At 70.4% G+C, this 23,253-nt stretch carries 23 protein-coding genes and 1 tRNA gene; 10 read left to right on the top strand and 14 right to left on the bottom strand.

What is annotated here, in order from left to right; all coding sequences use genetic code 11:
- Positions 1 to 309: 309 nt before the first annotated feature.
- Together ABEA82_RS19380 and ABEA82_RS19385 are read right to left on the bottom strand one after the other, a co-directional pair.
- Positions 310 to 383 (bottom strand) — tRNA-Thr (locus tag ABEA82_RS19380).
- Positions 384 to 470: 87 nt separating this feature from the next.
- Positions 471 to 893 carry a DUF3224 domain-containing protein gene (locus tag ABEA82_RS19385; protein ID WP_345662802.1) on the bottom strand — a complete coding sequence of 141 codons (423 nt, stop codon included), beginning with the start codon at positions 891 to 893 and terminating at the stop codon, positions 471 to 473.
- A 122-nt stretch (positions 894 to 1,015) separates the two neighbouring features.
- On the opposite strand from ABEA82_RS19385, the gene ABEA82_RS19390 reads away from it, so the two are divergent.
- The 4 genes from ABEA82_RS19390 to ABEA82_RS19405 all read left to right on the top strand — a co-directional run bounded on the left by ABEA82_RS19390 (position 1,016) and on the right by ABEA82_RS19405 (position 4,782).
- Positions 1,016 to 2,074, top strand: coding sequence for a helix-turn-helix transcriptional regulator (locus tag ABEA82_RS19390; RefSeq protein WP_345662803.1), 1,059 nt, complete (start codon positions 1,016 to 1,018; stop codon positions 2,072 to 2,074).
- A gap of 106 nt (positions 2,075 to 2,180) precedes the next feature.
- On the top strand, positions 2,181 to 3,263 hold the full coding sequence (locus ABEA82_RS19395; RefSeq protein ID WP_345662804.1) for an ABC transporter ATP-binding protein: 1,083 nt from the start codon (positions 2,181 to 2,183) through the stop codon (positions 3,261 to 3,263).
- 257 nt (positions 3,264 to 3,520) lie between these two features.
- A complete protein-coding gene (locus ABEA82_RS19400) occupies positions 3,521 to 3,976 on the top strand; it encodes a hypothetical protein (RefSeq protein ID WP_345662805.1) in 456 nt (151 codons plus the stop codon).
- 74 nt (positions 3,977 to 4,050) lie between these two features.
- Entirely contained in the window at positions 4,051 to 4,782 is a 732-nt protein-coding gene (locus tag ABEA82_RS19405) for a nucleotidyltransferase family protein (protein ID WP_345662806.1), read from the top strand.
- Between the two features lie 237 nt (positions 4,783 to 5,019).
- On the opposite strand, the gene ABEA82_RS19410 is transcribed toward ABEA82_RS19405, so the two are convergent.
- The 6 genes from ABEA82_RS19410 to ABEA82_RS19435 form a co-directional block, all read right to left on the bottom strand.
- Positions 5,020 to 6,774, bottom strand: coding sequence for a DoxX family membrane protein (locus ABEA82_RS19410; protein ID WP_345662807.1), 1,755 nt, complete (start codon positions 6,772 to 6,774; stop codon positions 5,020 to 5,022).
- A 129-nt stretch (positions 6,775 to 6,903) separates the two neighbouring features.
- Positions 6,904 to 7,839, bottom strand: coding sequence for a 23S rRNA (guanosine(2251)-2'-O)-methyltransferase RlmB (rlmB, locus tag ABEA82_RS19415; protein ID WP_345662808.1), 936 nt, complete (start codon positions 7,837 to 7,839; stop codon positions 6,904 to 6,906).
- Between the two features lie 106 nt (positions 7,840 to 7,945).
- Positions 7,946 to 9,340, bottom strand: coding sequence for a cysteine--tRNA ligase (gene cysS, locus ABEA82_RS19420; RefSeq protein WP_345662809.1), 1,395 nt, complete (start codon positions 9,338 to 9,340; stop codon positions 7,946 to 7,948).
- 191 nt (positions 9,341 to 9,531) lie between these two features.
- Complete coding sequence (ispF, locus tag ABEA82_RS19425; protein WP_423655707.1) at positions 9,532 to 10,026, bottom strand: 2-C-methyl-D-erythritol 2,4-cyclodiphosphate synthase; 495 nt, start codon at positions 10,024 to 10,026, stop codon at positions 9,532 to 9,534.
- A 10-nt stretch (positions 10,027 to 10,036) separates the two neighbouring features.
- Positions 10,037 to 10,801: a 2-C-methyl-D-erythritol 4-phosphate cytidylyltransferase gene (ispD, locus tag ABEA82_RS19430; RefSeq protein WP_345662811.1), complete on the bottom strand. Its 765-nt coding sequence runs from the start codon at positions 10,799 to 10,801 to the stop codon at positions 10,037 to 10,039.
- A 296-nt stretch (positions 10,802 to 11,097) separates the two neighbouring features.
- Positions 11,098 to 11,580, bottom strand: coding sequence for a CarD family transcriptional regulator (locus ABEA82_RS19435; protein WP_003953493.1), 483 nt, complete (start codon positions 11,578 to 11,580; stop codon positions 11,098 to 11,100).
- 600 nt (positions 11,581 to 12,180) lie between these two features.
- On the opposite strand from ABEA82_RS19435, the gene ABEA82_RS19440 reads away from it, so the two are divergent.
- On the top strand, positions 12,181 to 12,876 hold the full coding sequence (locus ABEA82_RS19440) for a copper chaperone PCu(A)C domain-containing protein (RefSeq protein ID WP_345662812.1): 696 nt from the start codon (positions 12,181 to 12,183) through the stop codon (positions 12,874 to 12,876).
- Between the two features lie 194 nt (positions 12,877 to 13,070).
- Here the strand turns inward: ABEA82_RS19440 and phoP are convergent, their stop codons facing one another.
- Both phoP and phoR read right to left on the bottom strand, forming a co-directional pair.
- Positions 13,071 to 13,742, bottom strand: a complete 672-nt coding sequence (phoP, locus tag ABEA82_RS19445; RefSeq protein ID WP_020271862.1) for a two-component system response regulator PhoP — start codon at positions 13,740 to 13,742, stop codon at positions 13,071 to 13,073.
- 5 nt (positions 13,743 to 13,747) lie between these two features.
- Positions 13,748 to 15,040 (bottom strand): two-component system sensor histidine kinase PhoR, encoded by a 1,293-nt coding sequence (gene phoR / locus ABEA82_RS19450; RefSeq protein WP_345662813.1) that lies wholly within the window; start codon positions 15,038 to 15,040, stop codon positions 13,748 to 13,750.
- 245 nt (positions 15,041 to 15,285) lie between these two features.
- On the opposite strand from phoR, the gene phoU reads away from it, so the two are divergent.
- The 4 genes from phoU to ABEA82_RS19470 all read left to right on the top strand — a co-directional run bounded on the left by phoU (position 15,286) and on the right by ABEA82_RS19470 (position 17,432).
- A complete protein-coding gene (gene phoU / locus ABEA82_RS19455) occupies positions 15,286 to 15,987 on the top strand; it encodes a phosphate signaling complex protein PhoU (RefSeq protein WP_345662814.1) in 702 nt (233 codons plus the stop codon).
- A gap of 163 nt (positions 15,988 to 16,150) precedes the next feature.
- Positions 16,151 to 16,306, top strand: a complete 156-nt coding sequence (locus ABEA82_RS19460; protein ID WP_345662815.1) for a hypothetical protein — start codon at positions 16,151 to 16,153, stop codon at positions 16,304 to 16,306.
- Between the two features lie 163 nt (positions 16,307 to 16,469).
- Complete coding sequence (locus ABEA82_RS19465; RefSeq protein ID WP_345662816.1) at positions 16,470 to 16,721, top strand: SCO4226 family nickel-binding protein; 252 nt, start codon at positions 16,470 to 16,472, stop codon at positions 16,719 to 16,721.
- A 135-nt stretch (positions 16,722 to 16,856) separates the two neighbouring features.
- Complete coding sequence (locus ABEA82_RS19470) at positions 16,857 to 17,432, top strand: GNAT family N-acetyltransferase (protein ID WP_345662817.1); 576 nt, start codon at positions 16,857 to 16,859, stop codon at positions 17,430 to 17,432.
- 10 nt (positions 17,433 to 17,442) lie between these two features.
- Here ABEA82_RS19470 and ABEA82_RS19475 read toward each other — a convergent pair whose 3' ends face one another.
- Complete coding sequence (locus tag ABEA82_RS19475) at positions 17,443 to 18,747, bottom strand: MDR family MFS transporter (protein ID WP_425588536.1); 1,305 nt, start codon at positions 18,745 to 18,747, stop codon at positions 17,443 to 17,445.
- Positions 18,748 to 18,932: 185 nt separating this feature from the next.
- Between ABEA82_RS19475 and ABEA82_RS19480 the strand changes: the two genes are divergently transcribed.
- Positions 18,933 to 19,694: a phosphoglyceromutase gene (locus tag ABEA82_RS19480; protein ID WP_345662818.1), complete on the top strand. Its 762-nt coding sequence runs from the start codon at positions 18,933 to 18,935 to the stop codon at positions 19,692 to 19,694.
- Between the two features lie 613 nt (positions 19,695 to 20,307).
- Here ABEA82_RS19480 and ABEA82_RS19485 read toward each other — a convergent pair.
- From ABEA82_RS19485 to ABEA82_RS19495, 3 genes are read right to left on the bottom strand one after another with little or no spacing between them, the layout of a single operon-like run.
- Positions 20,308 to 21,573, bottom strand: a complete 1,266-nt coding sequence (locus tag ABEA82_RS19485) for a tyrosine-type recombinase/integrase (RefSeq protein ID WP_345662819.1) — start codon at positions 21,571 to 21,573, stop codon at positions 20,308 to 20,310.
- The gene (locus ABEA82_RS19490; RefSeq protein WP_191846998.1) at positions 21,573 to 21,809 is read right to left on the bottom strand and encodes a helix-turn-helix transcriptional regulator; all 237 of its coding nucleotides are present in this window, start codon (positions 21,807 to 21,809) and stop codon (positions 21,573 to 21,575) included. Before ABEA82_RS19490 ends, ABEA82_RS19485 begins: the two co-directional genes overlap by 1 nt.
- On the bottom strand, positions 21,802 to 23,034 hold the full coding sequence (locus ABEA82_RS19495; protein ID WP_345662820.1) for a replication initiator: 1,233 nt from the start codon (positions 23,032 to 23,034) through the stop codon (positions 21,802 to 21,804). Before ABEA82_RS19495 ends, ABEA82_RS19490 begins: the two co-directional genes overlap by 8 nt.
- Positions 23,035 to 23,253: the final 219 nt, after the last annotated feature.

The following is a 23,253-nucleotide window of genomic DNA, read 5'->3' on the forward strand; positions in this document are numbered from 1 at the left end:
CAACTCCCCCTTTTAGTTGATGCGTCGACAGATGAATCAGAAGATATTTGGGCGCTCTAACTCTTCAAGGGGTGTCTTTTCTCCGGAAGGCGCCAGGGTGCGCAGCCCGGTGTTCCGGGCTTGCCGATCCGGTCCTCGGCCCCGGTTCGCAGCCGGTGACGGAGCTCGACACCTTCAAGCCGGCCCGGGCCCCGCCCCGGAACCGCATCTGAGACCACATCTGAGACCGTGGCCCGCAACGTGTGCCGCTGCCGCATCCGCTTACCACGAAACCCCAGGTCAGATGAGTTTGACCTGGGGTTTCAGCGGAGCCCCCTGTCGGATTCGAACCGACGACCTACGCATTACAAGTGCGTTGCTCTGGCCAGCTGAGCTAAGGAGGCGCCGCGTACTACAACGCCGTACGCGAGGCGCCACCACTGTACACAGAGCCTGTTACCCCGAGCCACGAAGTTCCGGTCGGGCCGGGCTCAGTCGACCTCGTACTCGAAGCGGTACGTCACCGCCGTCTCACCGTGCCGGGCGGTGAAGCCGCCCTTCCCCTTCAGTCCGGTCAGCTCCCCGCTGCCCGACCCCGGCACCACGTCGAAGGCGCAGTGCACGGTGCCGTCCTCGTCGAACCACCCCCGTTCCTCGACGGCGAAGCCGCCCTCGCGGCCGTCGACGCGGCCGGTGATCAGCTCCATGCCGCTGAAGGAGCCGGTCTTGGCGGTGACGTAGACGATGGAGTACTCGCAGATCGTCCCGGCCGCCTCGACGCCCCCGCTGAAGGTGTTCCGTACGGAGGCGTGCGCGAGGCGGGGGTTCGTGTCCTCGCCTGGGCCGATCACCTTTTCCTGCCAGTCGGCGAAGGTGAACTGACCGGTCGTGGTGGTGGTCTGGGAGGCGGGCATGGGTGGGTCCTCTCGGTTCGGGAGCACGGTGCGCGGCCCCGTTCGGCCTGGTGAGACGACTTTCGCCGCCGTACCTGACATCTCCTGTCAGGTACGGCGGCGTACGCCCGACAATGGCCCTCATGCGCGCCGACCGGCTCCTCTCCCTGCTCCTGCTGCTCCAGAACCGCGGGCGGATGACCGCGTCCGAGCTCGCCGCCGAGCTGGAGGTGTCGGTGCGCACCGTCTACCGGGACGTCGAGGCGCTGGGCGCGGCGGGGGTGCCGGTGTGTGCGGACCGGGGTCCGGAGGGCGGCTACCGGCTGATGGACGGGTACCGGACGCGGCTGACGGGGCTGACCGACGCCGAGGCGGGTTCGCTGTTCCTCGCCGGGATGCCGGGGCCGGCGCGGGACCTGGGACTGGGGGCGGTGCTGGCGAGTGCCCAGCTGAAGGTGCAGGCGGCGCTGCCCACCGAGCTGGCCGGGCAGGCGCGGCGGGTGCAGGAGCGGTTCCATCTGGACGCGCCGGCCTGGTTCCGGGAGGCCGATCCGGTGCCGTGGCTGGAGGCGGTCGCGGCGGCCGTGTGGGAACAGCGGGTGCTGCGGGTGCACTACCGGCGGTGGCGGGGCGAGGTGCGCCGGGAGCTGTGGCCGATGGGACTCGTCCTGAAGGGCGGCATCTGGTACCTGGTCGCCCTGGCGGAAGAGGCCGTGCGGACGTACCGGGTGTCGCGGGTGCTGGCCGTCGAGGAGACCGGGGAGGTCTTCGAGCGTCCGGCCGGGTTCGATCTGGCCGCCCACTGGGAGGAGTCCTCCCGGCGGATGGAGGCCGCTCTCCGGCAGGGCGTCGCGCGGCTGCGGATCTCGCCTCGGGCCCAGCGGCTGCTGCCGATGCAGTTCGGGGCGGCGGGCGCCGAGGCGCTGCGCGACGCGGGCGTGCCGGACGAGGAGGAGTGGGTGGAGGTGGAGCTGGCCGTGGAGGCGGAGGCCGTGGCGGTCGGTGATCTGCTGCGGCTCGGGGCGGAGGCGGAGGTGCTGGGGCCTCCTGACCTGCGACGAGCCGTCATGACGACGGTGGCGGCGCTCGCGGACCGCTACCAGGGCCTCGCCCCGGGCGTCGACCAGGGCCTCGAAAATTTCCGCGAAGTTCACAGGCCCGGAGGTACTGACAGACCAGGTGAACGCCAGGTACCGTCCTGAGCCAGTTCACACGTGTGGACTACACCACAACGGAAATCCGTCGTGGCACCACCTTCCTACTCGGATCGTCCGGCACGTTCCTGCCGGTAGAAGGGGTTCACTGATCATGGCCACTGTCTCGTTCGACAAGGCGACCCGGGTCTACCCGGGCTCCGAGAAGCCCGCTGTCGACGCGCTCGACATCGACATCGAGGACGGCGAGTTCCTCGTCCTCGTCGGCCCGTCCGGCTGCGGCAAGTCCACCTCGCTCCGCATGCTCGCGGGGCTCGAGGACGTCAACGCCGGCTCCATCCGCATCGGCGACCGCGACGTCACGCACCTGCCGCCGAAGGACCGGGACATCGCCATGGTGTTCCAGAACTACGCGCTCTACCCGCACATGACCGTCGCCGACAACATGGGCTTCGCGCTCAAGATCGCCGGCGTCAACAAGGCGGAGATCCGGCAGAAGGTCGAGGAGGCCGCGAAGATCCTCGACCTCACCGAGTACCTGGACCGCAAGCCGAAGGCCCTCTCGGGTGGTCAGCGCCAGCGTGTCGCGATGGGCCGCGCCATCGTGCGTGAGCCGCAGGTGTTCCTCATGGACGAGCCGCTGTCCAACCTGGACGCCAAGCTCCGTGTCTCCACGCGTACGCAGATCGCCTCGCTCCAGCGCCGCCTGGGCATCACCACCGTCTACGTCACCCACGACCAGGTCGAGGCCATGACGATGGGCGACCGTGTGGCGGTCCTCAAGGACGGTCTGCTCCAGCAGATCGACACCCCGCGCAACATGTACGACAAGCCCGCCAACCTCTTCGTGGCCGGCTTCATCGGCTCCCCGGCGATGAACCTCGTCGAGGTCCCGGTGACCGACGGCGGCGTGAAGTTCGGCAAGTCGGTCGTGCCGGTGCAGCGTGACGCGCTCAACGCCACCAGCGACAAGACGGTCACCGTGGGTGTCCGCCCCGAGCACTTCGACGTCTCCGACGCCGAGCAGGGCCTCGCGGTCACCGTGAACGTCGTCGAGGAGCTCGGCGCCGACGCCTACGTCTACGGCACCGCCAAGGTCGGCGACGACTCCATGGACCTCGTGGTCCGCGTCAACGGCCGCGACGTCCCGGAGAAGGGCAGCCAGCTGCACATCGTGCCCCGCTCCGGCGAGACCCACGTGTTCTCGACCTCCACGGGCGCGCGCCTCTCCGACTGACGACGGCTGACGTCGTCCGACGACTGACGACGTCCGACGGCAACGGCGAACACCCGACACCGGGTGAATCACCCGAGTTGACGAAGAGGGCCCCGCAGAGCGCTGCGGGGCCCTCTTTCGCTGTCTCCGGATACCCCGGCAGACCGGACATTTCGAGCGCTGTGCGTCAACGCTCTACCCAAAAAAGGAGGCTCTCTCATCCCCCGAACCGGTGACTAAATGTCTACAAACCATTACTGGGCGCTACCCTCACTCGCGTGAAGCACTCCAACACCCAACAGACGCGACGCGGCCGGGGCCCCGCCCGCCGGATCGGCCGCACCCTCGCTTTCGTCCTGCCCGTCGTCCTGGTGCTCTCCGGGACCCTCGCGGTCACCCGAGTCAACTGGTCGGGAAGCCCCTCCGACCCGGTGCTCACCGCCGCGGACACCGCCACGTCCGCCGGCACCCCGCGGGCCGTCAAGCGCGCCCCGCAGGAGGTCCTGCGCGACAAGCTGCTGACCGAGCTCCAGCAGCAGAACCCGGGCGTCGCCCTCACCCACCTCCAGCAGGCCGTCAACGACCGCCCGTCGCTGGCGAAGCACTGCGCGTCCATCGCCCGCGCCCTCGGCCAGGCCGCCGTGCGGGTCTACGGCCCGACTCGCGCCCAGTCCTACGCCCGCCCGGTCTGCGACACGGCCTTCGCCACGGGGGTCGCGGCGGCGCACAGCTGAGCGCGCACCCGGAGCCGACCGCAGGCCCAGAGCTGCTGAATGCCCGGGCGGGACGCCACGTACAGTTCGGTCTCATGAGCGATCCGAGCGCCGCGTCCCGCCCCGTGCAAGCCGTGGTACTGGCCGGCGGCCAGGGTTCCCGGCTGCGCCCGTACACCGACGACCGGCCCAAGCCGATGGTCGAGATCCCCGGGACGGGGACTCCGATCATCGGCCATCAGCTTTCCTGGCTCGCCGAGGAAGGCGTGACGGACGTGGTGGTCTCCTGCGGCCACCTCGCCGAGGTGCTCCAGAAGTGGCTGGATACGGCCGCTCTGCCCGTCTCCGTCACCACCGTCGTGGAGTCCGAGCCCCTCGGCCGTGGCGGCGGCCTCAAGTACGCCGCCACGCATCTGCCCCACCCGGACCAGCCCTGGTACGCCACCAACGGTGACATCTGGACGCGGTTCTCACTGCGGGACATGGCGGACTTCCACACCGAGCGTGACGCGATCGCGACGGTGGCGCTGGCGCGGCCGCGGCTGCCGTGGGGGGCGGTGAAGACCGACGGGTTCGGGCACATCACCGACTTCATCGAGGCTCCGCCGTCGACGTTCGAGATCAACGCGGGGGTGTATGTGTTCTCCCCCGAGTTCGCCGGGCTGCTGCCGGATCGGGGGGATCATGAGCGTACGACGTTTCCCCGGCTGGCGCGGGAGCAGCGGCTGGCGGGGTTCACGATTCCGCAGGGGTCGTATTGGCGGGCGATCGATACGGCGAAGGATCTGACGGAGGCGGCGAAGGAGCTGGCGGCTTCGGGGCGTTGAGAGCTCGGGGGCTGACGTTTTCTCGCGGCTGCGGGCTCGTCGTGGCTTGTCGCGCAGTTCCCCGCGCCCCTGAGGTTCGCTGCTCCCCCGTGCGTCAGAAGCCGCGCGCCCCTGAGGCCCACCCGCACCCCCGCGCCTCAGAAAGGCCACGCGCCCCTGAGGGGCGCCGCACCCCCGTGTGTCAGAAGGGCCCCGCACCTCGAAGGTGCGGGGCCCTTTGTCGTGGTGGTCGGTGGGTCAGCCCAGGAGGCCGCCGACCAGGCCCGGTTGGCCGGAGGACGAGGAGTCGTCGCCGGTGCCGCCGGTCGAGCCGGAGCCGCCCGTCGTCGAGCCGCCGGACGTGGGGCCGGACGAGGTGCTCGGGGCCTGGCCGGCCGGGGAGGACGGGCGAGGCGGGGCCTGGCCCGCGCTGCCCTGGGTCTGGCTGGGCCGGCCGCCGGTGACGGTGCCGGACTCCTGGGTGGCGCCCGGCCGGGACGTGGTGCCCGCGCTGGGGGCGGCCGAGCCGGACGTGGCGCCCTGGGTGGGCGTGGAGGAGGCCGACGGGGTCCGCTTGTGCTGCCGCTTGCCCGGTTCGCCCGGGAGCGGGGAGCCGGGCAGCTCGTTGCGCGGGGCCTCGCCGGGCCCGGGGACCACGACCCGGTCGGCATCGCGGACGGCGCCGCCGAGCAGCGAGCCGACGAGCAGCGTGAGGCCGGTGGCGACGCCGGTGACGAGGACGCCCCGGCGCAGCACGTAGCGGCGCAGGTCCCAGATGTCGGCGCGGGGGCCGAGGTGGCGCCAGGCGCTGCCGGCGAGGCGGCCGTCGACGGAGTAGACGGGGGCGCCGGCGATGATCAGCGGGGACCAGGCAGCGAGGTAGAAGATGTCAGGGGTCTCGTAGACGGGGACGCTCTTCCAGCTGACGGTGACCAGCAGGGCCGCCGAGAGCAGGGCGCCCAGACAGGCGGCGACGCGCTGCCAGCACCCGAGGACCGTCAGGACGCCGACGACGACCTGTGCGAAGGCGATCACGAGCCCGGCGCCGATGGGGTGCGCGAAGGCGAACTGGCGCAGGGGCTCGGCGACTTCCCAGGGGTGCAGGGTGTTGAGCCACTTCACCATGGTGCCGCGCTCGCCGCCGTCGAAGTAGACGGGGTCGCACAGCTTGCCCATGCCGGCGTAGACGGAGATGAAGCCGAGGAAGACGCGCAGCGGGAGCAGGACGACGCCGAGGTTCATCCGGCGGCCCGGGTAGTAGGCGTGCCGGGCCGGGTCGTCGCCGTGGCGTTTGACGGGCCGCCGGGCCTCGTCGAGTTCGTCGGCGAGGTCCTCGAACTCGCCGTCGCCGTAGGAGGGTTCGCCGTAGGCGGGTTCGTCGTAGGCGCTGCCGACGGTGCGCATGGGCGGCAACATCCGGGTGCCGTCGGCCTGTTCGCGGGTGCGCTGGTGGCCGACGATCGGGGTCTCGACGGTCCGGGTGAGCTCGTCCTCGAAGCCGTCGCCCTGGTAGCCGTCGCCCTGGTAGCTGTCGCCCTGGTATCCGGGGCCGCCGTAACCGCCGTTGTCGTATCCGGCGCCGTGGTCCGTGCCCGGGCCGGTGCCCACGCGGGAGATCACCTGGGTGGCTCCGGCGTCGGCGGCGGGCTCGTCGGGGTGGCGGACGCTCTCGTGCCGCACGGCCTGGAGGAGCCGGTGGGCGCCGGTGTCGTCGGGCGCGGATCTGCCGCTCCAGACGACGGGACGGCGGCGGACGGGGCCACCGTCCGCCGCGCCCCCGGCGGTGGCGACGGGGATGCGGGCGGTGTCCTCGGTGGCGGTCATGTGCCGTGCGACCCGTGGGGACTGCACGCGACGCGTCGAGACGCCCAACTGCACGCGGAAACTCGCGTGGTTGACGATGACCTGCGCCGGGTCGCTCGGCACCTTCACCATGCTCAGCGCGGGAGCGTCGTCGAGTCCCGACGAGCGGTCCCCCGTGGGTGTGCGGGGTGTTCTGGTGTCCACACTCATCTAACCGAGTGACGTCGCGATAGGACACTACCTTTGGCCGGCCGGATCTGTCCGGACCCCGTCAAGCTTGTCCTTGTCGCCCCGATGCCCCCGGAATTACCCCGTACGGGTGAAGTGGCGGATGCCTGTTCAGCTGCGTCGGCGGGCCGCCTCGTACAGCACGATCCCCGCCGCCACACCGGCGTTGAGCGACTCGGTGCCGCCCGGCATGGGGATCCGCACGCGGAAGTCACAGGTCTCCCCGACCAGCCGGGAGAGTCCCTTGCCCTCGCTGCCGACGACGATGGCGACGGGCCCGCCCAGGGCCTCCAGATCGCCGAGTTCGGCCTCACCGTCGGCGGCGAGCCCGACGACCACGATCCCGGCCTTCTTGTACGCCTCCAGCGCGCGCGTCAGGTTGGTGGCGCGGGCGACGGGCGTACGGGCGGCGGCACCGGCGGACGTCTTCCAGGCACCCGCCGTCATCCCGGCGGCCCGCCGCTCGGGTACGACGACGCCGTGCCCGCCGAATGCCGAGACGGACCGGACGACCGCACCCAGGTTGCGCGGGTCGGTCACGCCGTCGAGCGCGACGATCAGCGGGTCCTCGCCCTCGTCGGCGGCGGCGTCGGCGAGGTCCTCGGGGTGGGCGTACTCGTACGGCGGGACCTGGAGCACGAGGCCCTGGTGGTTCAGCCCGTTCGTCATCCGGTCGAGCTCGGGGCGGGGCGCCTCCATGAGGTTGATGCCCCCGCGCTCGGCGGCGAGTTGCAGGGCCTCGCGGACCCGCTCGTCGCTGTCGATGAACTGCTGCACATACAGCGTGGAGGCCGGGACGCCCTCGCGCAGCGCCTCGACGACGGAGTTGCGCCCGACGACGAGTTCGGAGGTGCCCTTGGCGCGCGGGCCCTTGGTGCGGCTCTGGGCGCGGCGCGACTTGGCCTGTGCGGCGCGCTGCTTGGCGTGTCCCTTGCGCGCCTCGGCGGGCGGCGTCGGCCCCTTGCCTTCCAGGCCCCGGCGCCGCTTGCCGCCACTGCCGACCTGCGCGCCCTTCTTGCCGGACATGCGGCGGTTGTTTGCGGCCATGACCTACCTGTCTGTGTGAGCGTTCGTACGTACGTCTATGCAGTGTGCCGCCCGGAGGCCCGGGCGGCACAATCGATCAGCTGTGGTTCTCGTCCCAGCGCCGCCCTCAGCGCGGGCCGAGGCTCCACCGCGGGCCCTGCGGGCTGTCCTCGATGACCAGGCCGGACTGGCTCAGCTGGTCGCGGATGGCGTCCGCGGTGGGCCAGTCCTTGCGGGCCCGGGCGGCCTCGCGCTGGTCGAGGACCATGCGGACCAGCGTGTCGACCACGCCGTGCAGATCGTCGCCGCGGTCGCTCTCCCCGGCCCAGTGCTCGTCGAGCGGGTCGAGCCCGAGGACGCCGAGCATGGCGCGGACCTCGGCGAGCCGGGCCACCGCGGCTTCCTTGTCGTCGGCGGCCAGCGCGCTGTTGCCCTGCCGGACGGTGGTGTGCACGACGGCGAGCGCCTGCGGCACGCCCAGGTCGTCGTCCATGGCCTCGGCGAAGGCGAGCGGCACCTCGGGAGCGGGCTCGACGACGCCGGCCTTCTCGACCACGCGCTGCACGAAGCCCTCGATCCGCGCGAACGCCGACTCGGCCTCGCGCAGCGCCTCCTCGCTGTACTCGATCATCGACCGGTAGTGCGGGGTGCCGAGGTAGTAGCGCAGCACGATGGGCCGCCAGCGCTTGACCATCTCGCTGACCAGGACCGAGTTGCCGAGCGACTTGGACATCTTCTCGCCGCTCATGGTGACCCAGGCGTTGTGCACCCAGTACTGCGCGAAGTCGTCGCCGTAGGCCTTGGCCTGGGCGATCTCGTTCTCGTGGTGCGGGAAGACCAGGTCGAGGCCGCCGCCGTGGATGTCGAAGGCGGTGCCGAGGTACTTGTGCGCCATCGCCGAGCACTCCAGGTGCCAGCCCGGGCGGCCGCGGCCCCAGGGCGTCTCCCAGTCGGGCTCGCCCGGCTTGGTGGCCTTCCACATCGCGAAGTCGCGCGGGTCGCGCTTGCCCGAGACCCCCTCGTCGGGCTGGCGCAGGTCGTCGATGTCCTGGTTGGACAGCGCCAGGTACTCGGGGAAGGAGCGGACGTCGAAGTAGACGCTGCCGTCCGCCACGTAGGCGTGCCCGCGCTCGATGAGGCCGCGCATCATCTCGACCATCTCGGTGATGTGGCCGGTGGCACGCGGCTCGTAGGTCGGCGGCAGGCAGCCGAGGACGTCGTAGCCGTCGTTGAAGGCGCGCTCGTTCTCGTAGCCGATGGCCCACCAGGGGCGGTTCTGGTCGGCCGACTTGGCGATGATCTTGTCGTCGATGTCCGTGACGTTCCGCACGAACGTGACGTCGTAGCCGCGGTGGGCGAACCAGCGGCGCAGGATGTCGAAGTTCAGCCCGGAGCGGATGTGCCCGATGTGCGGGGCGGCCTGCACGGTGGCACCACACAGGTAGATCGAGACACAACCCGGCTGGAGCGGGGTGAAGTCACGGATCTGCCGGGCGCTGGTGTCGTACAGGCGAATAGTCACGGGACCAGGGTAGTAGGCCGTGGGGGGTGCGTGGGGCAGTCCCTTGTTTGTCGGGGTGCGGGTCGGGGTGCGGGTCGGGGTGCGGGTCGGTGGGGGCTTGTCGCGCCCACGCGGCGGAGCCGCATGTCAAACGCCGCATCTCAAACGCCGCATGTCAAACACAGCCCCGCGCCCGTGGAGGGTCTGCCCGGTCAGCGCGTCCTGACGACCAGAGCCGTCGCCACCGCCATCAGGCCCTCACCCCGGCCGGGGAAGCCCAGGCCGTCCGTCGTCGCACCCGACACGGACACCGGTGCTCCCGCCGCCTCCGACAACAGCTTCTGCGCCTCGTCGCGCCGCTTGCCGATCTTCGGCCTGGGGCCCACGACCTGTACGGCGATGTTGCCGATGCGGAAGCCCGCCTCGCGGACGATGCGGGCGGCCTCGGTGAGGAGCGTGACGCCCGACGCGCCGGACCACTCGGGCCGGCCCGTGCCGAAGTGCTGTCCGAGGTCGCCGAGGCCCGCCGCCGAGAACAGGGCGTTGCAGGCCGCGTGCGCGACGACGTCCGCGTCGGAGTGGCCCGCGAGGCCCGGGCCCTCGCCCTCCCACTTCAGGCCGGCGCACCAGAGCTCGCGGCCCTCCTCGAAGGCGTGGATGTCGGTGCCGATGCCGACCTGGGGCAGCACTGGTTCGTCAGCAGCCACCACTGGTTCCTCAGAAGCCATCGTTGAGCCTCCTGCGGGCCAGGACCGCCTCGGCGAGGATCAGGTCCAGGGGGCGGGTGACCTTGAAGGCCTCCTCGTGGCCGGGCACCGCCACGACCGTGAGGCCGAGCTGTTCGACCATGCCGGCGTCGTCGGTGACGTCCCCGGTGACCGTCTCGTGCGCCCGGACCAGCGTCGCCCGGTCGAAGCCCTGCGGCGTCTGCACCGCCCGCAGCAGCGCACGCTCCGGCGTCGCGACGACCGGCTCCGGCTCGCCGGGCGTCCCGGCGGGCTCGACCTGCTTGACGGTGTCGGCGAGCGGCAGGGCGGGGACCACGGCGGGGGCGCCCTCGCGGACGGCCTCGATCACGGCGTCGACGGTGTCCACCGGCACCAGCGGCCGGGCCGCGTCGTGCACCAGCACGATGTCGTGGCCGGGCGGCAGCGCGTCCAGGCCGAGCTTGACCGACTCCTGGCGGCTCTGCCCGCCCGGGACGACGAGGAAGTCGGTCCGCTCGGGCAGCGCGTGCCCGTCGAGCAGCGACTTGACCTCGGCGGCGCCGTCGGGCGGGGCCACGACGACGACCAGGGAGACGGCGCGGGAGGCGGCCATCGCGCGGGCCGCGTGGATGAGCATGGGGGTGCCACCCAGCGCGCGGAGCGCCTTGGGGGCGCCCGGGCCGAGCCGTACACCACGGCCGGCGGCCGGGATCACTGCCGCGGTACGGACCGCCGCGGGGCCGTCGGACGGCGAGGGACGCGAATCGTCAGACATCGGTTCCTGTCAGGTTTGTGTGCTGGCCTGGCGTGGGTATGGCCTGGAGGAGTGCCGGGCGCGACGCACTCGACCGGACCCTTCCGTGACGCTGGTCGAGGCGGCTGCCCGGGCCCGGCACGCCAAACACCGGATCGTGAGTGGTAACACATCCGGCGGTGACGGCGCATTCGGCGACCGAGTACGAACATGCCGCAGCGCCCGGCGACAGAAGAATCGTCATCGGGCACCGCGGCATTTCGATGTGCAGCGTTGATCTGCGTTGATCTGCAGAGTGCTGAGCGACAGGCTTCGCCTCAGGAGGCGAGAACCTCGTCGAGCAGGGCCTCGGCCTTGTCCTCGTTGGTGTTCTCCGCGAGAGCGAGCTCGCTCACCAGAATCTGGCGCGCCTTGGCGAGCATGCGCTTCTCACCGGCGGAGAGTCCGCGCTCACGCTCACGACGCCACAGGTCACGCACAACTTCCGCGACCTTGATGACATCACCGGAGGCGAGCTTCTCCAGGTTTGCCTTGTATCGACGGGACCAGTTCGTGGGCTCCTCGGCGTACGGTGCGCGCAGCACCTCGAAGACCCGGTCCAGCCCGTCCTGACCGACCACATCACGCACGCCGACGAACTCCGCATTGTCCGCTGGCACACGCACCGTCAGATCACCCTGGGCGACCTTCAGCACCAAGTAGGTCTTGTCCACGCCTTTGATCTGGCGAGTTTCGATAGCCTCGATCAGCGCGGCCCCGTGATGGGGATAGACCACGGTGTCGCCAACCTTGAACGTCATGTGACAGGTACCCCTTCCGTGGCTATCCAGGGTAACACGGAAACTGCGGGTTCTGAATGGCGTTTTCGCAGGTCAGGGCATATCTCGGGGCTTGACAAGTCCGACAGGAACGTGCTTCGGACAGGGAGTGGAAGAAGGTATTCGCAGGTCGGAGCGGCTCTCCGGGGCGAGAGAAACGCGCACGTTACACGCATCCAGGGCCACCCTCAGAGGGTCAAACATCCCCATATGTCCGGTTGCGTGTGATCGACTTCCGCTACTCCGTTCGGCGGCCCGACCCGGCTTCCGGCCGAATCCAGAATTGATCACACGGCCTCAGGTGGAGTCCCCGGTGATCAATTTCCGGTGGCCCGCCCATTCCTTCACGGAAAATTTTCGCTGCCGTCCGAGGTTCTTATGTGAATGCCGGACGAGTGCACCGTCAATGTGACTCAGGCGTCACCCGTGACGCAGGAACCGCCCGTGACGCAGGTGGGATCGGAGGGGCCCGGGGGGTCGGGTGCGGCAGCGCGGGAACGGCTCGGTAACCTAAGGCCCGCTGACAGACACACAGGGCGGCTTTTCCGGCCGCTCCGCTCGAGTCAAGGAGTTGCCGCCGCCGTGAGCAGCAGCCTTCGACGCGGCGCCCTCGCCGCGGCCGCCATCGCGTTCTCGATCGCCTCGCTCGCCGCGTGCGGTGCCGGCAACGACGCCCAGACACTGGAGATCAAGCCGGACAACGCGGCGACGAGCGTCGGCGACATCAAGATCCAGAACGCGATCGTGATCACCCAGCCCGACCTCGAGTCGACCGGCCCGGCCGCGATCTCCGCCACCTTCTTCAACTCCGGCAGCACCACGCAGACGCTGGAGTCCATCACCATCCCCGGCACCGGCAAGAAGGCCGAGCTCAAGCCCGCCAAGGGCGGCAGCCTGAGCATCCCGGCCGGCGGCCGGCTGATCCTGGGCGGCAAGGACAACGCCACGGCCATGCTGCCGAGCAGCCGCGAGGCCGTCCAGGACGGCAACGCCCAGAAGGTCACCTTCACCTTCAGCAAGACCGGTGACGTGAGCCTGCGCGCGTTCGTCGTCCCCGCCGAGAGCTACTTCAAGGAGTGGGGCCCGACCGAGATCCCGGCCGCGCCGGGCGCGTCCGGCACCCCGTCCGGCTCCCCGGCCGAGAGCGCCTCGGGCTCGCCGGCCGGCCCGGAGAGCCCCGCCGGTGGCGAGAGCCCGGGCGACGACCACGAGACGACGGCCACGCCGACCGACGCGGCGTCCGCGAGCGCCTCGGACGAAGCGGGCGCCGGGCACTGACCCCGTCGCAACAGCCGCGGAAGGGCGGGACCCCTCGGAGGAGGGGTCCCGCCCTTCTGTTGTCCGGTGTCCGGGGTCCGGTCCGGTGTCCGGGGTCCGGTCCGGGGTCCGGTCCGGTGTCCGGTCCGGGGTCCGGTCCGGGGTCCGGTGTCCGGTATCCGGTCCGGTGTCCGGTTCTCGCCCCGCGGGTCGGCCTACGGCTCGAACTTGTAGCCCAGACCGCGGACCGTCACCAGGTAGCGCGGGGCGCCCGGGTCCGGCTCGATCTTGGCGCGCAGGCGCTTGACGTGGACGTCCAGGGTCTTGGTGTCACCGACGTAGTCGGCACCCCAGACGCGGTCGATGAGCTGCATCCGGGTCAGCACCCGGCCGGCGTTGCGCAGCAGCATCTCCAGCAGGTCGAACTCCTTCAGCGGCAGGTCGATCTTGGTGCCGCCGACGGTCACCACGTGCCGGTCGACGTCCATCCGGACCGGGCCGGCCTCCAGCGCCGCCGGAGTCACCTCCTCCGGCTCGCCGCGGCGGCGCAGCACGGCCCGGATGCGGGCCACCAGCTCACGCGAGGAGAACGGCTTGGTGACGTAGTCGTCGGCCCCTATCTCCAGGCCGACCACCTTGTCGATCTCGCTGTCCTTGGCGGTCACCATGATGACCGGGACGTTGGAGCGGCCACGCAGCTGGCGGCACACCTCGGTGCCCGGCAGACCGGGCAGCATCAGGTCGAGAAGGACGAGGTCGGCGCCGTTGCGCTCGAACTCGTCGAGTCCGTCGGGCCCGGTGGTCGCGACGGCGACCTCGAAGCCCTCCTTGCGGAGCATGTACGACAGGGCGTCGGAGAAGGACTCCTCGTCCTCGACGACGAGCACTCGGGTCACGGAAGGACCTCCGGGGCGGGAAGCGTTTCGTACGCGGATGAATCAGGGGATGTGGGGGTGGACCGCCCGGCCTCTTCGTCGAGGCCCGCGCCTGACGCGCGTTCTTCCCGGGCGGGCTGCTGATGTGCGCGGTCGCGGGCCGCACCGGCCTCCGGCAGCCGCAGGGTGAAGGTGGAGCCCTGGTTCTCGGCGCTCCACACCGTGACCTCCCCGCCGTGCGAGGCGGCCACGTGCTTCACGATCGCCAGCCCCAGTCCCGTACCACCGGTGGCACGGGAGCGGGCCGGGTCGACGCGGTAGAAGCGCTCGAAGATGCGCTCCTTGTCCCTGTCGGAGATGCCGATGCCCTGGTCGGTGACGGCGATCTCGATGTGTTCCCCGCCGGGCGCGTTCACCCTGCGGGCCGCTATGCCGACGCGGGTGCGGGCGGGCGAGTAGTTGACCGCGTTCTCGACGAGGTTGCCGAGGGCGGCGGCGAGCTGGCCGCGGTTTCCCCACACGTGCAGGTCGGCGGTGCCGCCCGCGGCCATGGTGATCTGTTTGGCGCCGGCCTGGTGCCGGCAGCGGTCGATGGCCTCGGCGACGAGTTCGTCGACGCGGACCGGCTCGGCGTCCTCCAGCGGGTCGTCGTTCTGCACCCGCGACAGGTCGATGAGCTCCTGCACGAGGCTGGTCAGCCGGGTTGCCTCGATCTGCATGCGCCCGGCGAAGCGCTCCACGGCCTCGGGGTCGTCGGAGGCGTCCATGACGGCCTCGGAGAGCAGCGAGAGAGCACCGACGGGCGTCTTCAGCTCATGGCTCACGTTCGCGACGAAGTCACGCCGGACCGCCTCGATGCGCCGGGCCTCGGTCAGGTCCTCCACGAGCAGCAGCACCAGCCGGGAGCCGAGCGGCGCGACCCGCGCGGAGACGGCCAGCGCGTCCCCGCGTCCGGTACCGCGCCGCGGCAGGTCCAGCTCGACCTGTCGTATCTCCCCGTCACGCCGGGTGTCCCGGGCCATCTGCAGCATCGGCTCGACGGCGAGTTTGCCGCCGCGGACCAGGCCCAGGGCGTACGCCGCGGAGCTGGCCTTGACCACCGCGTCTGCCTCGTCGAGGACGACGGCGGACGACCTGAGGACCGACAGGACGGTGTCCACGCCCGGTGGAAGCACCGCGTCCGTGTGCAGGGAGGTACGTGTGGGGCGCTTCTGCTCGCGCTCGCTCCAGCGGAACGCCAGCATGGCGATGACACCGGTGAGCACCCCGGCGATCGCAGCCGCTGCGGCGACCGCCGCGTTCACGTCCATGCACCCAGGTTAGGCATGGCTCGGGCACGGGCCACAGCCGTCGGAGCGCGAGCTCGAACACTCGTCGCCCAGAGTTCACCTTGGAGCCAGTACCGGTTCATTTGGGGTGACGGAAACGGACGCGTACGGGTCGGATCGTGGGAGCGTGGGGTGCGGACCGTTGGTGATACGACGGTCGTACCGCCGGTTGTCCGGTGGGCCCGGCCCCCCGGACCCCCGAAGTAGACGCACGAGAGGGAAGCCTGATGCGGGACGCGTACCACGAGGAACTTGACTCGATCAGCGACAGTCTGGTGGAAATGGCCCGGCTGGTCGGGTCGGCGATCGGGCGCGCCACGACCGCCATCCTCGACTCCGACCTGAAGCTGGCCGAGAACGTCATCGAGGCCGACCAGAAGGTCGACGAGCTCCAGCACGACCTGGAGGCCCGGGCCATAGCCCTGCTCGCCCGGCAGCAGCCGGTGGCGACGGACCTGCGGATCGTCGTCACGTCGCTGCGCATGTCGGCCGACCTGGAGCGCTCCGGCGACCTCGCCCAGCACGTGGCGAAGCTCGCACGCCTGCGCTACCCGGACCGCGCGGTCCCGAGCGACCTGCACGCCACGATCCTGGAGATGGGCCAGCTCGCCCAGCGCCTGATGGCGAAGGCCGCCGAGGTGATCATCACCAAGGACGTCGACCTGGCGCTCCAGCTGGAGCAGGACGACGACGAGATGGACCTGCTGCACCGCACGCTCTTCCAGCACCTGATGGACGACCGCTGGAAGCACGGCATCGAGACGGCCGTGGACGTGACGCTGCTGGGCCGCTACTACGAGCGCTTCGCCGACCACGCGGTCTCGGTCGCCAAGCGGGTGGTGTACCTGGTGACGGGCGAGCACGCGGACGAGATCCAGACGGACGTGCAGCCGGACATCCAGGCGGTGACGGGGGCGGAGAGCGCCTGAGCGGCCAGGTGCAGGTGGGGGTGGGGCTCGGCGGATGCGGCTGAGCGGCCAGGTGGGACTCGGCGGATGCGGCTGAGGCGCGCGGGCGCCTCCGTGCGCCGTTGATGCGCCCAGCGCTACGGGCGTCCAATGGGCACAGGCACCAGCCTCGGAGGAGGAACCCATGGCCGATTCCCCCAGCACCACGTCCGACCCCACGCAGGAGCGCCAGACCGAGCAGCCCGCCGGGATCAGGAGTCTGCCCCTGATCGCCGCGTGCGGCTGCGGCTCGGGCTGCGGCTGCGGGTGTCAGTCGGGCAGCCCCTGCCAGTGCGGCTGACGCCGGCACCTCGTTCGTACGACCCTGTAGGGCTCCGGCTTTAGGGCTCCGGCTTTCCCAGCCGGGGCCCTACGGCTGTGTGGACCCCCTTTTGCGGGTCGCCGACGTGCGCGTAGGGGCGGAACATGGAACGCAGGGGTCCTCACGGAAGGAGGTGCGGGCCATGGCCAAGTACATGGATGTCCACCACAGCATGAAGGGCATCACCGAGGAGCAACTGCGCGAGGCCCACAACGCGGACCTCGCCATAGAGAAGGACGAGCAGGTCCACTTCGAGATGGCCTGGGCGGACCCGGAGTCCGGCCGCGTCTACTGCCTCTCGGACGCCCCCTCGGCGGAAGCGGTCCAGCGCATCCACGAGCGGGCGGGGCACAAGGCGGACGAGATTCACCCGGTGCCGCTGATGGTGCAGTGAGCGGAGGGCGCTGCTCGTTGTCAGCTGCACGTGGTCAGCTGCCCGTGGCGGTCAGGCCGAGTGGCCCGTCGACGCCGCGAGGGTCGGCTGAGTAGCCGCTTGGCCAGCCCTCGACGGCGAGATCATGATGCGGGTATGCCTGCGAACGACTCCTCCGCGACGAACCCGCCCCTCGCGACACCGACCGCCGTACGCCTCCCCCACTACACGAAGGCCGATCAGGCCGAGATCCTCGGCGACGGCGACGATCCGTTCGGTGTCGCCGAGACCGGCCTCACCTTCCTGCCCAAGGACGAGCACTTCGGCATCAGACACGGACACGGACACGGCGACCAGGGCGACCGGCTCGTGGCGCATGCCGGTCTGCTCCGGCTGCGGGTCGCGATCGGCGACGTGGAGACAGAGGTGGCCGGCGTCGGTGGCGTGGCCGTAGCACCTGACGTGCGCGGCCAGGGCCTGGCGCGTCGCGTGCTCGGGGCTGCCCTCGACCACGCGCGCACGATGGGTCCCCGGCACGCGCTCCTGTTCTGCCGGCCTCCGCTCGTACCGCTCTACCAGCGCCTGGGCTGGCATCCGCTCGACACGGACGTATGGGTCGAGCAACCCGGATCCCGCCTGGTGGCCATGCCGCTGCGGACCATGGTGACGCCCCTGCGCGACGACGCGGCCTGGCCTCCCGGGCCGGTGCGGTTGTTCTCTCTGCCGATGTGAACCCTCCGGCTCACCCGGCACCGACCTCCGGCTGCGACCGCGCCCCTGACCCCGGCCCGGCCACCGCCGCCCCTTTCTCCTTCTCCTCGTGCGGCCGCTCGTGCAGTCGCCGCATCAGCACCCCGTACCCCAGCCCAGCGACCGTCCCCACCACCGCGCACAGCCCCCACAGCCACTCCGCCCCGAACCGGTCGATGACGAAGCCGGACAGCAGTGGGGCGACCAGGCCGGCGACGGACCACGACATGGCGTACATGCCCTGGTAGCGCCCGCGGCCGTGCAGCGGGGAGAGCCGGACGACCAGCCCCGTCTGCGTCGGCGCGTTGACGATCTCCGCCAGCGTCCACACGCACACCGTGAGGGCGACGACGCCGACCGACCCGGCGAAGGCGGTGAGGCCGAAGCCGTACCCGGCGAGCAGTGAGGAGATGACGAGCAGTCGCCGCGGATCCCGGTGCTCGATGAACCGCGTGACCGGGATCTGGAGGACCACGATCAGTACGCCGTTGACGGCGATCGCCATGCCGTACTCGGCCGGCGTGAACCCGGCGTCGCCCATCGCCACCGGCAGCCCCACCGACCCCTGCTGGAAGATCAGCGCGACGAGGAAGGACAGCCCGACGACGCTCATGAAGCGCCCGTCGCGCAGGACCGTGCCGAGGCCGACGGAGCCGTCCCGGGCCGCCGTCATCGCCGTCTCGGCGGGCTTGGACTCCGGCAGCTTCAGGAAGACGACGATCGCGCAGACCATCGTCATCCCCGCCTCGATCAGGAACCCGGCGAGATAGCTGGACTCGGCGATGAACCCGGCCGCCATGGAGGAGATCGCGAAGCCCAGGTTCAGGGCCCAGTAGTTGAGGGAGAAGGCCCGTATACGGTCCTCCGGCCGCACGATGTCCGCCATCATCGCCTGCACGGCCGGCCGGGACGCGTTGCTCGCCGCACCCACGAGGAAGGCCACACCGGCGATCGCGACCGGGTCGCGCACGAACCCGAGGAGCGCGACGGACACGGCGGTCGACGCCTGGGCGATCAGCAGGGTCGGCCGCCGGCCCAGCCGGTCGGTCATCACCCCGCCGCCCAGCGAGGAGACGACCCCGCCGAGCCCGTGCAGCGCGGCGACCAGACCGGCGTACGAGGCGGAGTAGCCGCGGTCGAGCGTCAGGTACAGCGCCATGAAGGTGGCGACGAAGGCGCCGAGCCGGTTGACGAGGGTGCTGATCCACAGCCACCAGAACGCGCGGGGAAGTCCGGAGACCGTCTCCCGGACTGCATGTCCGGCGCGCAGGGCGTACGCATACGGCATGGACGGCATGGACTCCCCCAGAGCGGCGCGGGACGTGAACGAACCACGGGAACACTGGATGTAAGCGGCGCCCCCGGGAGCCACAAGTTACAAGTCGCCGATTGACAGAGGCCACTCAATTAACAGAACCCGTCAAACGTCCGCCTGCCGGGCAGCCACGCGAACGGGCGAATGCGTGGATTACGCTCTGGGGCATGGCCGACGCACCGTACAAGCTGATCCTCCTCCGCCACGGCGAGAGCGAGTGGAACGCGAAGAACCTGTTCACCGGCTGGGTGGACGTGAACCTCAACGAGAAGGGCGAGAAGGAGGCAGTCCGCGGTGGCGAGCTCCTGAAGGACGCCGACCTCCTCCCCGACGTGGTCCACACGTCCCTCCAGAAGCGGGCGATCCGCACGGCCCAGCTGGCCCTCGAGGCCGCGGACCGCCACTGGATCCCGGTCCACCGCTCCTGGCGTCTGAACGAGCGCCACTACGGCGCCCTCCAGGGCAAGGACAAGGCCCAGACGCTCGCCGAGTTCGGCGAGGAGCAGTTCATGCTGTGGCGCCGGTCCTACGACACCCCGCCGCCGCCGCTGGACGTCGACGCCGAGTACTCGCAGTTCGCCGACCCGCGCTACGCGACCCTCCCCCCGGAGCTGCGCCCGCGCACGGAGTGCCTCAAGGACGTCGTCGTCCGCATGCTCCCCTACTGGTTCGACGCGATCGTCCCGGACCTGCTGACGGGCAAGACGGTCCTGGTCGCCGCGCACGGCAACTCGCTGCGCGCCCTGGTCAAGCACCTGGACGGCATCTCCGACGCGGACATCGCGGGCCTCAACATCCCGACGGGCATCCCGCTGTCCTACGAACTCGACGCCGACTTCAAGCCCCAGAACCCGGGCGGCACGTACCTCGACCCCGAGGCGGCCAAGGCGGCCATCGAGGCGGTCAAGAACCAGGGCAAGAAGAAGTAACGCGGCGCGATCAAGCCCCCTGCCTGCGGTTTTCCCGCGAGTGGGGGGCTTGTTGTTGCACTGGGGCCGTCGCTGGGCCGTGAAAGGGATTTGGGGCCGCTGTCAAGCCTTCTGCCGTCCCTCGGTGAATAACAACATGACCGGTATGCTGGTCGCGCCTCACCTGATCCTTCCCTGAACTCCGCCCACTGGCGCGTGAGTTCCTAGGCTCCGGCCCGACCAGCGGGGCGGTTGAAGGAGGAAGGGAGGCGGTAGAGGTGAGCCTTGAGAAGGACGAGCCTCGTAGGTGGACCAGTGCCGAGAGGTGGCAGGTCTGGCTTACGGGAGCGGGTCTAGTGGTGGCCATCGCTACCGGCGTGATGCAGTTCGCTCGATGAGCGGGTCACGCGCGAGGACGGTCGGGATCGGGTGCTGCACGTGCAGCGAGCCCGGTCTGCTTGTGGGCGACCGGGCTCGCTGACTGCACAGGGGCCTGGATCTGGTTGCAGCCGGATCCAGGTCCGCAGTCTTTCTAGACTCCAATCTCTCACGCGTGAAATCACGAATCAACTTTGTGAGCGTGCTCCCGCACTTTGCTCGCTCAGCATTTCAGCGAACATTGCCAGCACAATGTTCAGACGGATCCAGCGGCGGTGGGCTCTGACCATGGCGTACGTCTTTGGTGATCGAAGACGGAAGCCACAGCCTTGCGGGTCCGCTCCTGGCTGGACGGCATCAGGTGCGCATACACGCGTAGCGTCAAGCCCGGGTCCGAGTGGCCGAGGTACTCGGCGAGGGCCTTGATGTTCTCGCCAGCGTCCAGGAGCACCGAGGCGTAGAAGTGCCGGAGGGCGTGCATGCCGTTCTCGCGGGACTCCGCGTAGGACTCGCCCGGCTTCCGCTCAGGGATCACCCCGGCCGAGGCGAGCGCCCGCTTCCACGCTTCCTCGTTGAGGGACGTCCGCCAGACATGACCGCCACGCGGGCCGGTGAAGATCAGCCGCTTGGTCACCGGAGGCCCGTCCGCCACCTTCCACGGCAAGGTGATCTCCACCGGCGGGAACCGCTCCATGTGATCCCGGAGGGCATCAGCGACCGGACCCGGCAGCGGCACGTCCCGCAGCTTGCCACCCTTGGGCGGGGCGAACACGCGCTTGCTGCGGCTCAGCTTGAGCTGCTGGACCACGTGAAGCATGCCCGACGCGAAGTCGATCGCGTCGACGGCGATGCCAAGGATCTCCCCCTGGCGTAGGCCGCAGCCGCCGCCCAGATCGACCATGGCTTGGTACCGCTCGGGCATGCCGGCCCGGACGGCGAAGACCCGCTCTGCCGTCCATGGGACGACTCGCTTGCTGTCCACGGTCGGCGGCCGGACCGAGCGAGCAGCACACGGGTTCCGGGGGAGGTGCCCATCGTCCACGGCAGCGCTCAGAGCCGCCCGCACGTTGGAGTAGATCGTCCGAGCGTACGAGCCACGGATGCCGTTCTCTTGAAGCTGCCTCACCCAGCCACGGATGTGAGCAGGCTGGAAGGAGCCGAGCGGACGCGACCCCAGGTACGGGAACGCGTGCAGCCGAAGCTGCGACTCCATCGACGCCTGAGTGTTCGGATCCGGTGCGTGAGTCATCCAGTTCTCGGCGTACTGCTGGAACGTGATCCGTGCCGCGCGCGGGTCGATGTACTGTCCGCGCGCCATGTCGGCCTCAGTCTGAGTCAACCACTGCTCGGCGAGCCGCTTCTGCCGGTCAGGAAAGCTCCTCGACTTCTCCGTGCCGTCCGGGCCGACATACCGAGCGCGGTACCGCATGCCCGAGCCGTACCGCTCGGTCTTGACCTTGCTGGTCTTGCCGTCCGGGCCAACCTCGGTCTTGTACCAGCGGTCCTGGATGTGCCCGGCCATCAGGCAGCTTCCCCAAGCTGGGCATCCACCCAGGCCCGCACGTCGATCGGGTCGAAGCGCAGGTGCCGGCCGACACGGAAGCCTCTGGGGCCAGTGCGCTTCCTGCGCCACTGGTAGACCGTCTCGACGCTGGGCAGGTCGAACATCTCGACCAGGTCTTCGGGCGTCAGGTACCGGGAAGGCAGAGGGCGCGGTTCGGCAGCCACGTCCGCCAGGGTGAGGCGTCGGTTAGCCACGGGTTGGTTCTCCTTCCGTTCCGGGGGCGGGTTCGAGGGATGCGGCCAGCCAGGCTTCGGTGTCCGAGAGGCCGGTTCCGGCGAAGACCCAGTGCGCGAGGACGTACGTCGTCTCGGGCTCGGGGCCGTTGACTGCTGCGGCTTGTGCGCGGCGCCATTCAGCGCGGGCGTCGCGGAGGGCGCCGAGGGTGGTGGAGTAGCGGCGGGACTTGGTGGAGAAGTGGCCGCGGAATCCGAGCATGTGAGCCCAGGCGCGCAGGCGGAGGTGTTCGAGGTCCTTGCGTGCGCCGAGGAACCATGCGGCGCGGATCATGCGGCGGGCGTGGTCGCTGATGTCGAGCTGGGCGAGTTCGGCGGCGAACTTGAGCGGCCGGTCGAGAGCTCCCGTGGCGGTCTCCGCGCCCTTGGTGGCGTACTTGGCGATGTAGGCGGCGACGGCCCGTTCGGTCAGTTCCTGGCCGTCGTTGAAGTCGGCCGAGCGGATGGTGCGGACGTCGAGTTGGCGGCCGAAGGTGAAGGTGTGCGTGCGGCCGTCAATGACCGGGCCGTCCACGCGAACCCTGGCAGCGGCGGCGCGGATCGCGTGGGTGAGCAGTTCGGCGGTTGCCCAGGTAGGGGGTGGGGTGTCGCCGCCGCTGGGGCCGTCGATGCGGATGACGGCGTGGAAGTGGACCGCGCCGCGCTTCTGGTACTCGGCGACCTTGGCGAAGGAAACGCGGGCGTGCTCGCGGAAGCGCCGCTGGGAGAGGCCGACGCGCTTGGCGACCTCTCGGCGCAGGTATGTGGAGAAGCGCCGCCAGAGGGGGCCGGTGTGGGCGTTCCAGAGCACGGCGGCTTGGTAGTCGTAGGTGTCCGGGTCGAGCGGGGAGCCGAGTAGGTCGTCGTCCTGGTCGTGATGGGTACCGCAGCGGCAGGGGCGTCCGCTGGAAGGGCGGTTGTGGACCGGGCCGAAGCTCGGTGCGGTGAAGGTGGCGAACACGCGGGGGTGGGCGGCGACGTGTTCGGGGATGCCCTTGCCACCGCGCAGGCCGGAGGTGATCAGGTGGAAGGTGTCGCGGCGGTAGACCTCGGCGCAGGCCGCGCAGCGGGTCGTGCGGCGGTTGTTGCAGCGGACGAGGAGCTGTCCGGCCGGGAGGCTGGTCGAGTCGAGGTCGTGGAGGACGTTGCCGATCTCGCCGGTGCGGGTGTCGACGTCGCACTCGGTGCGGTGGCCGTCGAGGCCCATCCAGCGACTGAGAGGCGCGGCGCCGAGCCAGGCACGTACACCTTGTACCGAGGGGAAGGCGGTCCGGTAGAGGACAACGATGTTGAGCCCCGGCGCACAAGGTTGCGACGGGGCTCAAGACTCACGGTGGTGCACGTGTTGCTCGCGGACCTTCCATCAGCGGCGCCTCCGCTCAAGCCAGCGAAGGATCCGGAAGGCCAAGAGCCGGGCGTCACGCCG

This window comes from Streptomyces venetus, assembly GCF_039540295.1.
GTDB classification, from domain to species: Bacteria; Actinomycetota; Actinomycetes; order Streptomycetales; family Streptomycetaceae; genus Streptomyces; species Streptomyces venetus.

Excerpts from the sequence above, each read along its gene's own strand:
- ABEA82_RS19480 (WP_345662818.1), top strand. The coding sequence starts at position 18,933 with ATGGCCGACGCACCGTACAAGCTGATCCTCCTCCGCCACGGCGAGAGC.
- ABEA82_RS19495 (WP_345662820.1), bottom strand. The coding sequence starts at position 23,034 with ATGGGCCTCGACGGCCACCGCACCGAGTGCGACGTCGACACCCGCACC.
- ABEA82_RS19410 (WP_345662807.1), bottom strand. The coding sequence starts at position 6,774 with ATGAGTGTGGACACCAGAACACCCCGCACACCCACGGGGGACCGCTCG.
- ABEA82_RS19405 (WP_345662806.1), top strand. The coding sequence starts at position 4,051 with ATGAGCGATCCGAGCGCCGCGTCCCGCCCCGTGCAAGCCGTGGTACTG.
- ABEA82_RS19435 (WP_003953493.1), bottom strand. The coding sequence starts at position 11,580 with ATGACGTTCAAGGTTGGCGACACCGTGGTCTATCCCCATCACGGGGCC.
- ABEA82_RS19475 (WP_425588536.1), bottom strand. The coding sequence starts at position 18,747 with ATGCCGTCCATGCCGTATGCGTACGCCCTGCGCGCCGGACATGCAGTC.
- ABEA82_RS19390 (WP_345662803.1), top strand. The coding sequence starts at position 1,016 with ATGCGCGCCGACCGGCTCCTCTCCCTGCTCCTGCTGCTCCAGAACCGC.
- ABEA82_RS19485 (WP_345662819.1), bottom strand. The coding sequence starts at position 21,573 with ATGGCCGGGCACATCCAGGACCGCTGGTACAAGACCGAGGTTGGCCCG.
- ABEA82_RS19470 (WP_345662817.1), top strand. The coding sequence starts at position 16,857 with ATGCCTGCGAACGACTCCTCCGCGACGAACCCGCCCCTCGCGACACCG.
- ABEA82_RS19465 (WP_345662816.1), top strand. The coding sequence starts at position 16,470 with ATGGCCAAGTACATGGATGTCCACCACAGCATGAAGGGCATCACCGAG.
- ispD (WP_345662811.1), bottom strand. The coding sequence starts at position 10,801 with ATGTCTGACGATTCGCGTCCCTCGCCGTCCGACGGCCCCGCGGCGGTC.
- ABEA82_RS19460 (WP_345662815.1), top strand. The coding sequence starts at position 16,151 with ATGGCCGATTCCCCCAGCACCACGTCCGACCCCACGCAGGAGCGCCAG.
- phoU (WP_345662814.1), top strand. The coding sequence starts at position 15,286 with ATGCGGGACGCGTACCACGAGGAACTTGACTCGATCAGCGACAGTCTG.
- ABEA82_RS19385 (WP_345662802.1), bottom strand. The coding sequence starts at position 893 with ATGCCCGCCTCCCAGACCACCACCACGACCGGTCAGTTCACCTTCGCC.
- rlmB (WP_345662808.1), bottom strand. The coding sequence starts at position 7,839 with ATGGCCGCAAACAACCGCCGCATGTCCGGCAAGAAGGGCGCGCAGGTC.
- phoR (WP_345662813.1), bottom strand. The coding sequence starts at position 15,040 with ATGGACGTGAACGCGGCGGTCGCCGCAGCGGCTGCGATCGCCGGGGTG.
- ABEA82_RS19395 (WP_345662804.1), top strand. The coding sequence starts at position 2,181 with ATGGCCACTGTCTCGTTCGACAAGGCGACCCGGGTCTACCCGGGCTCC.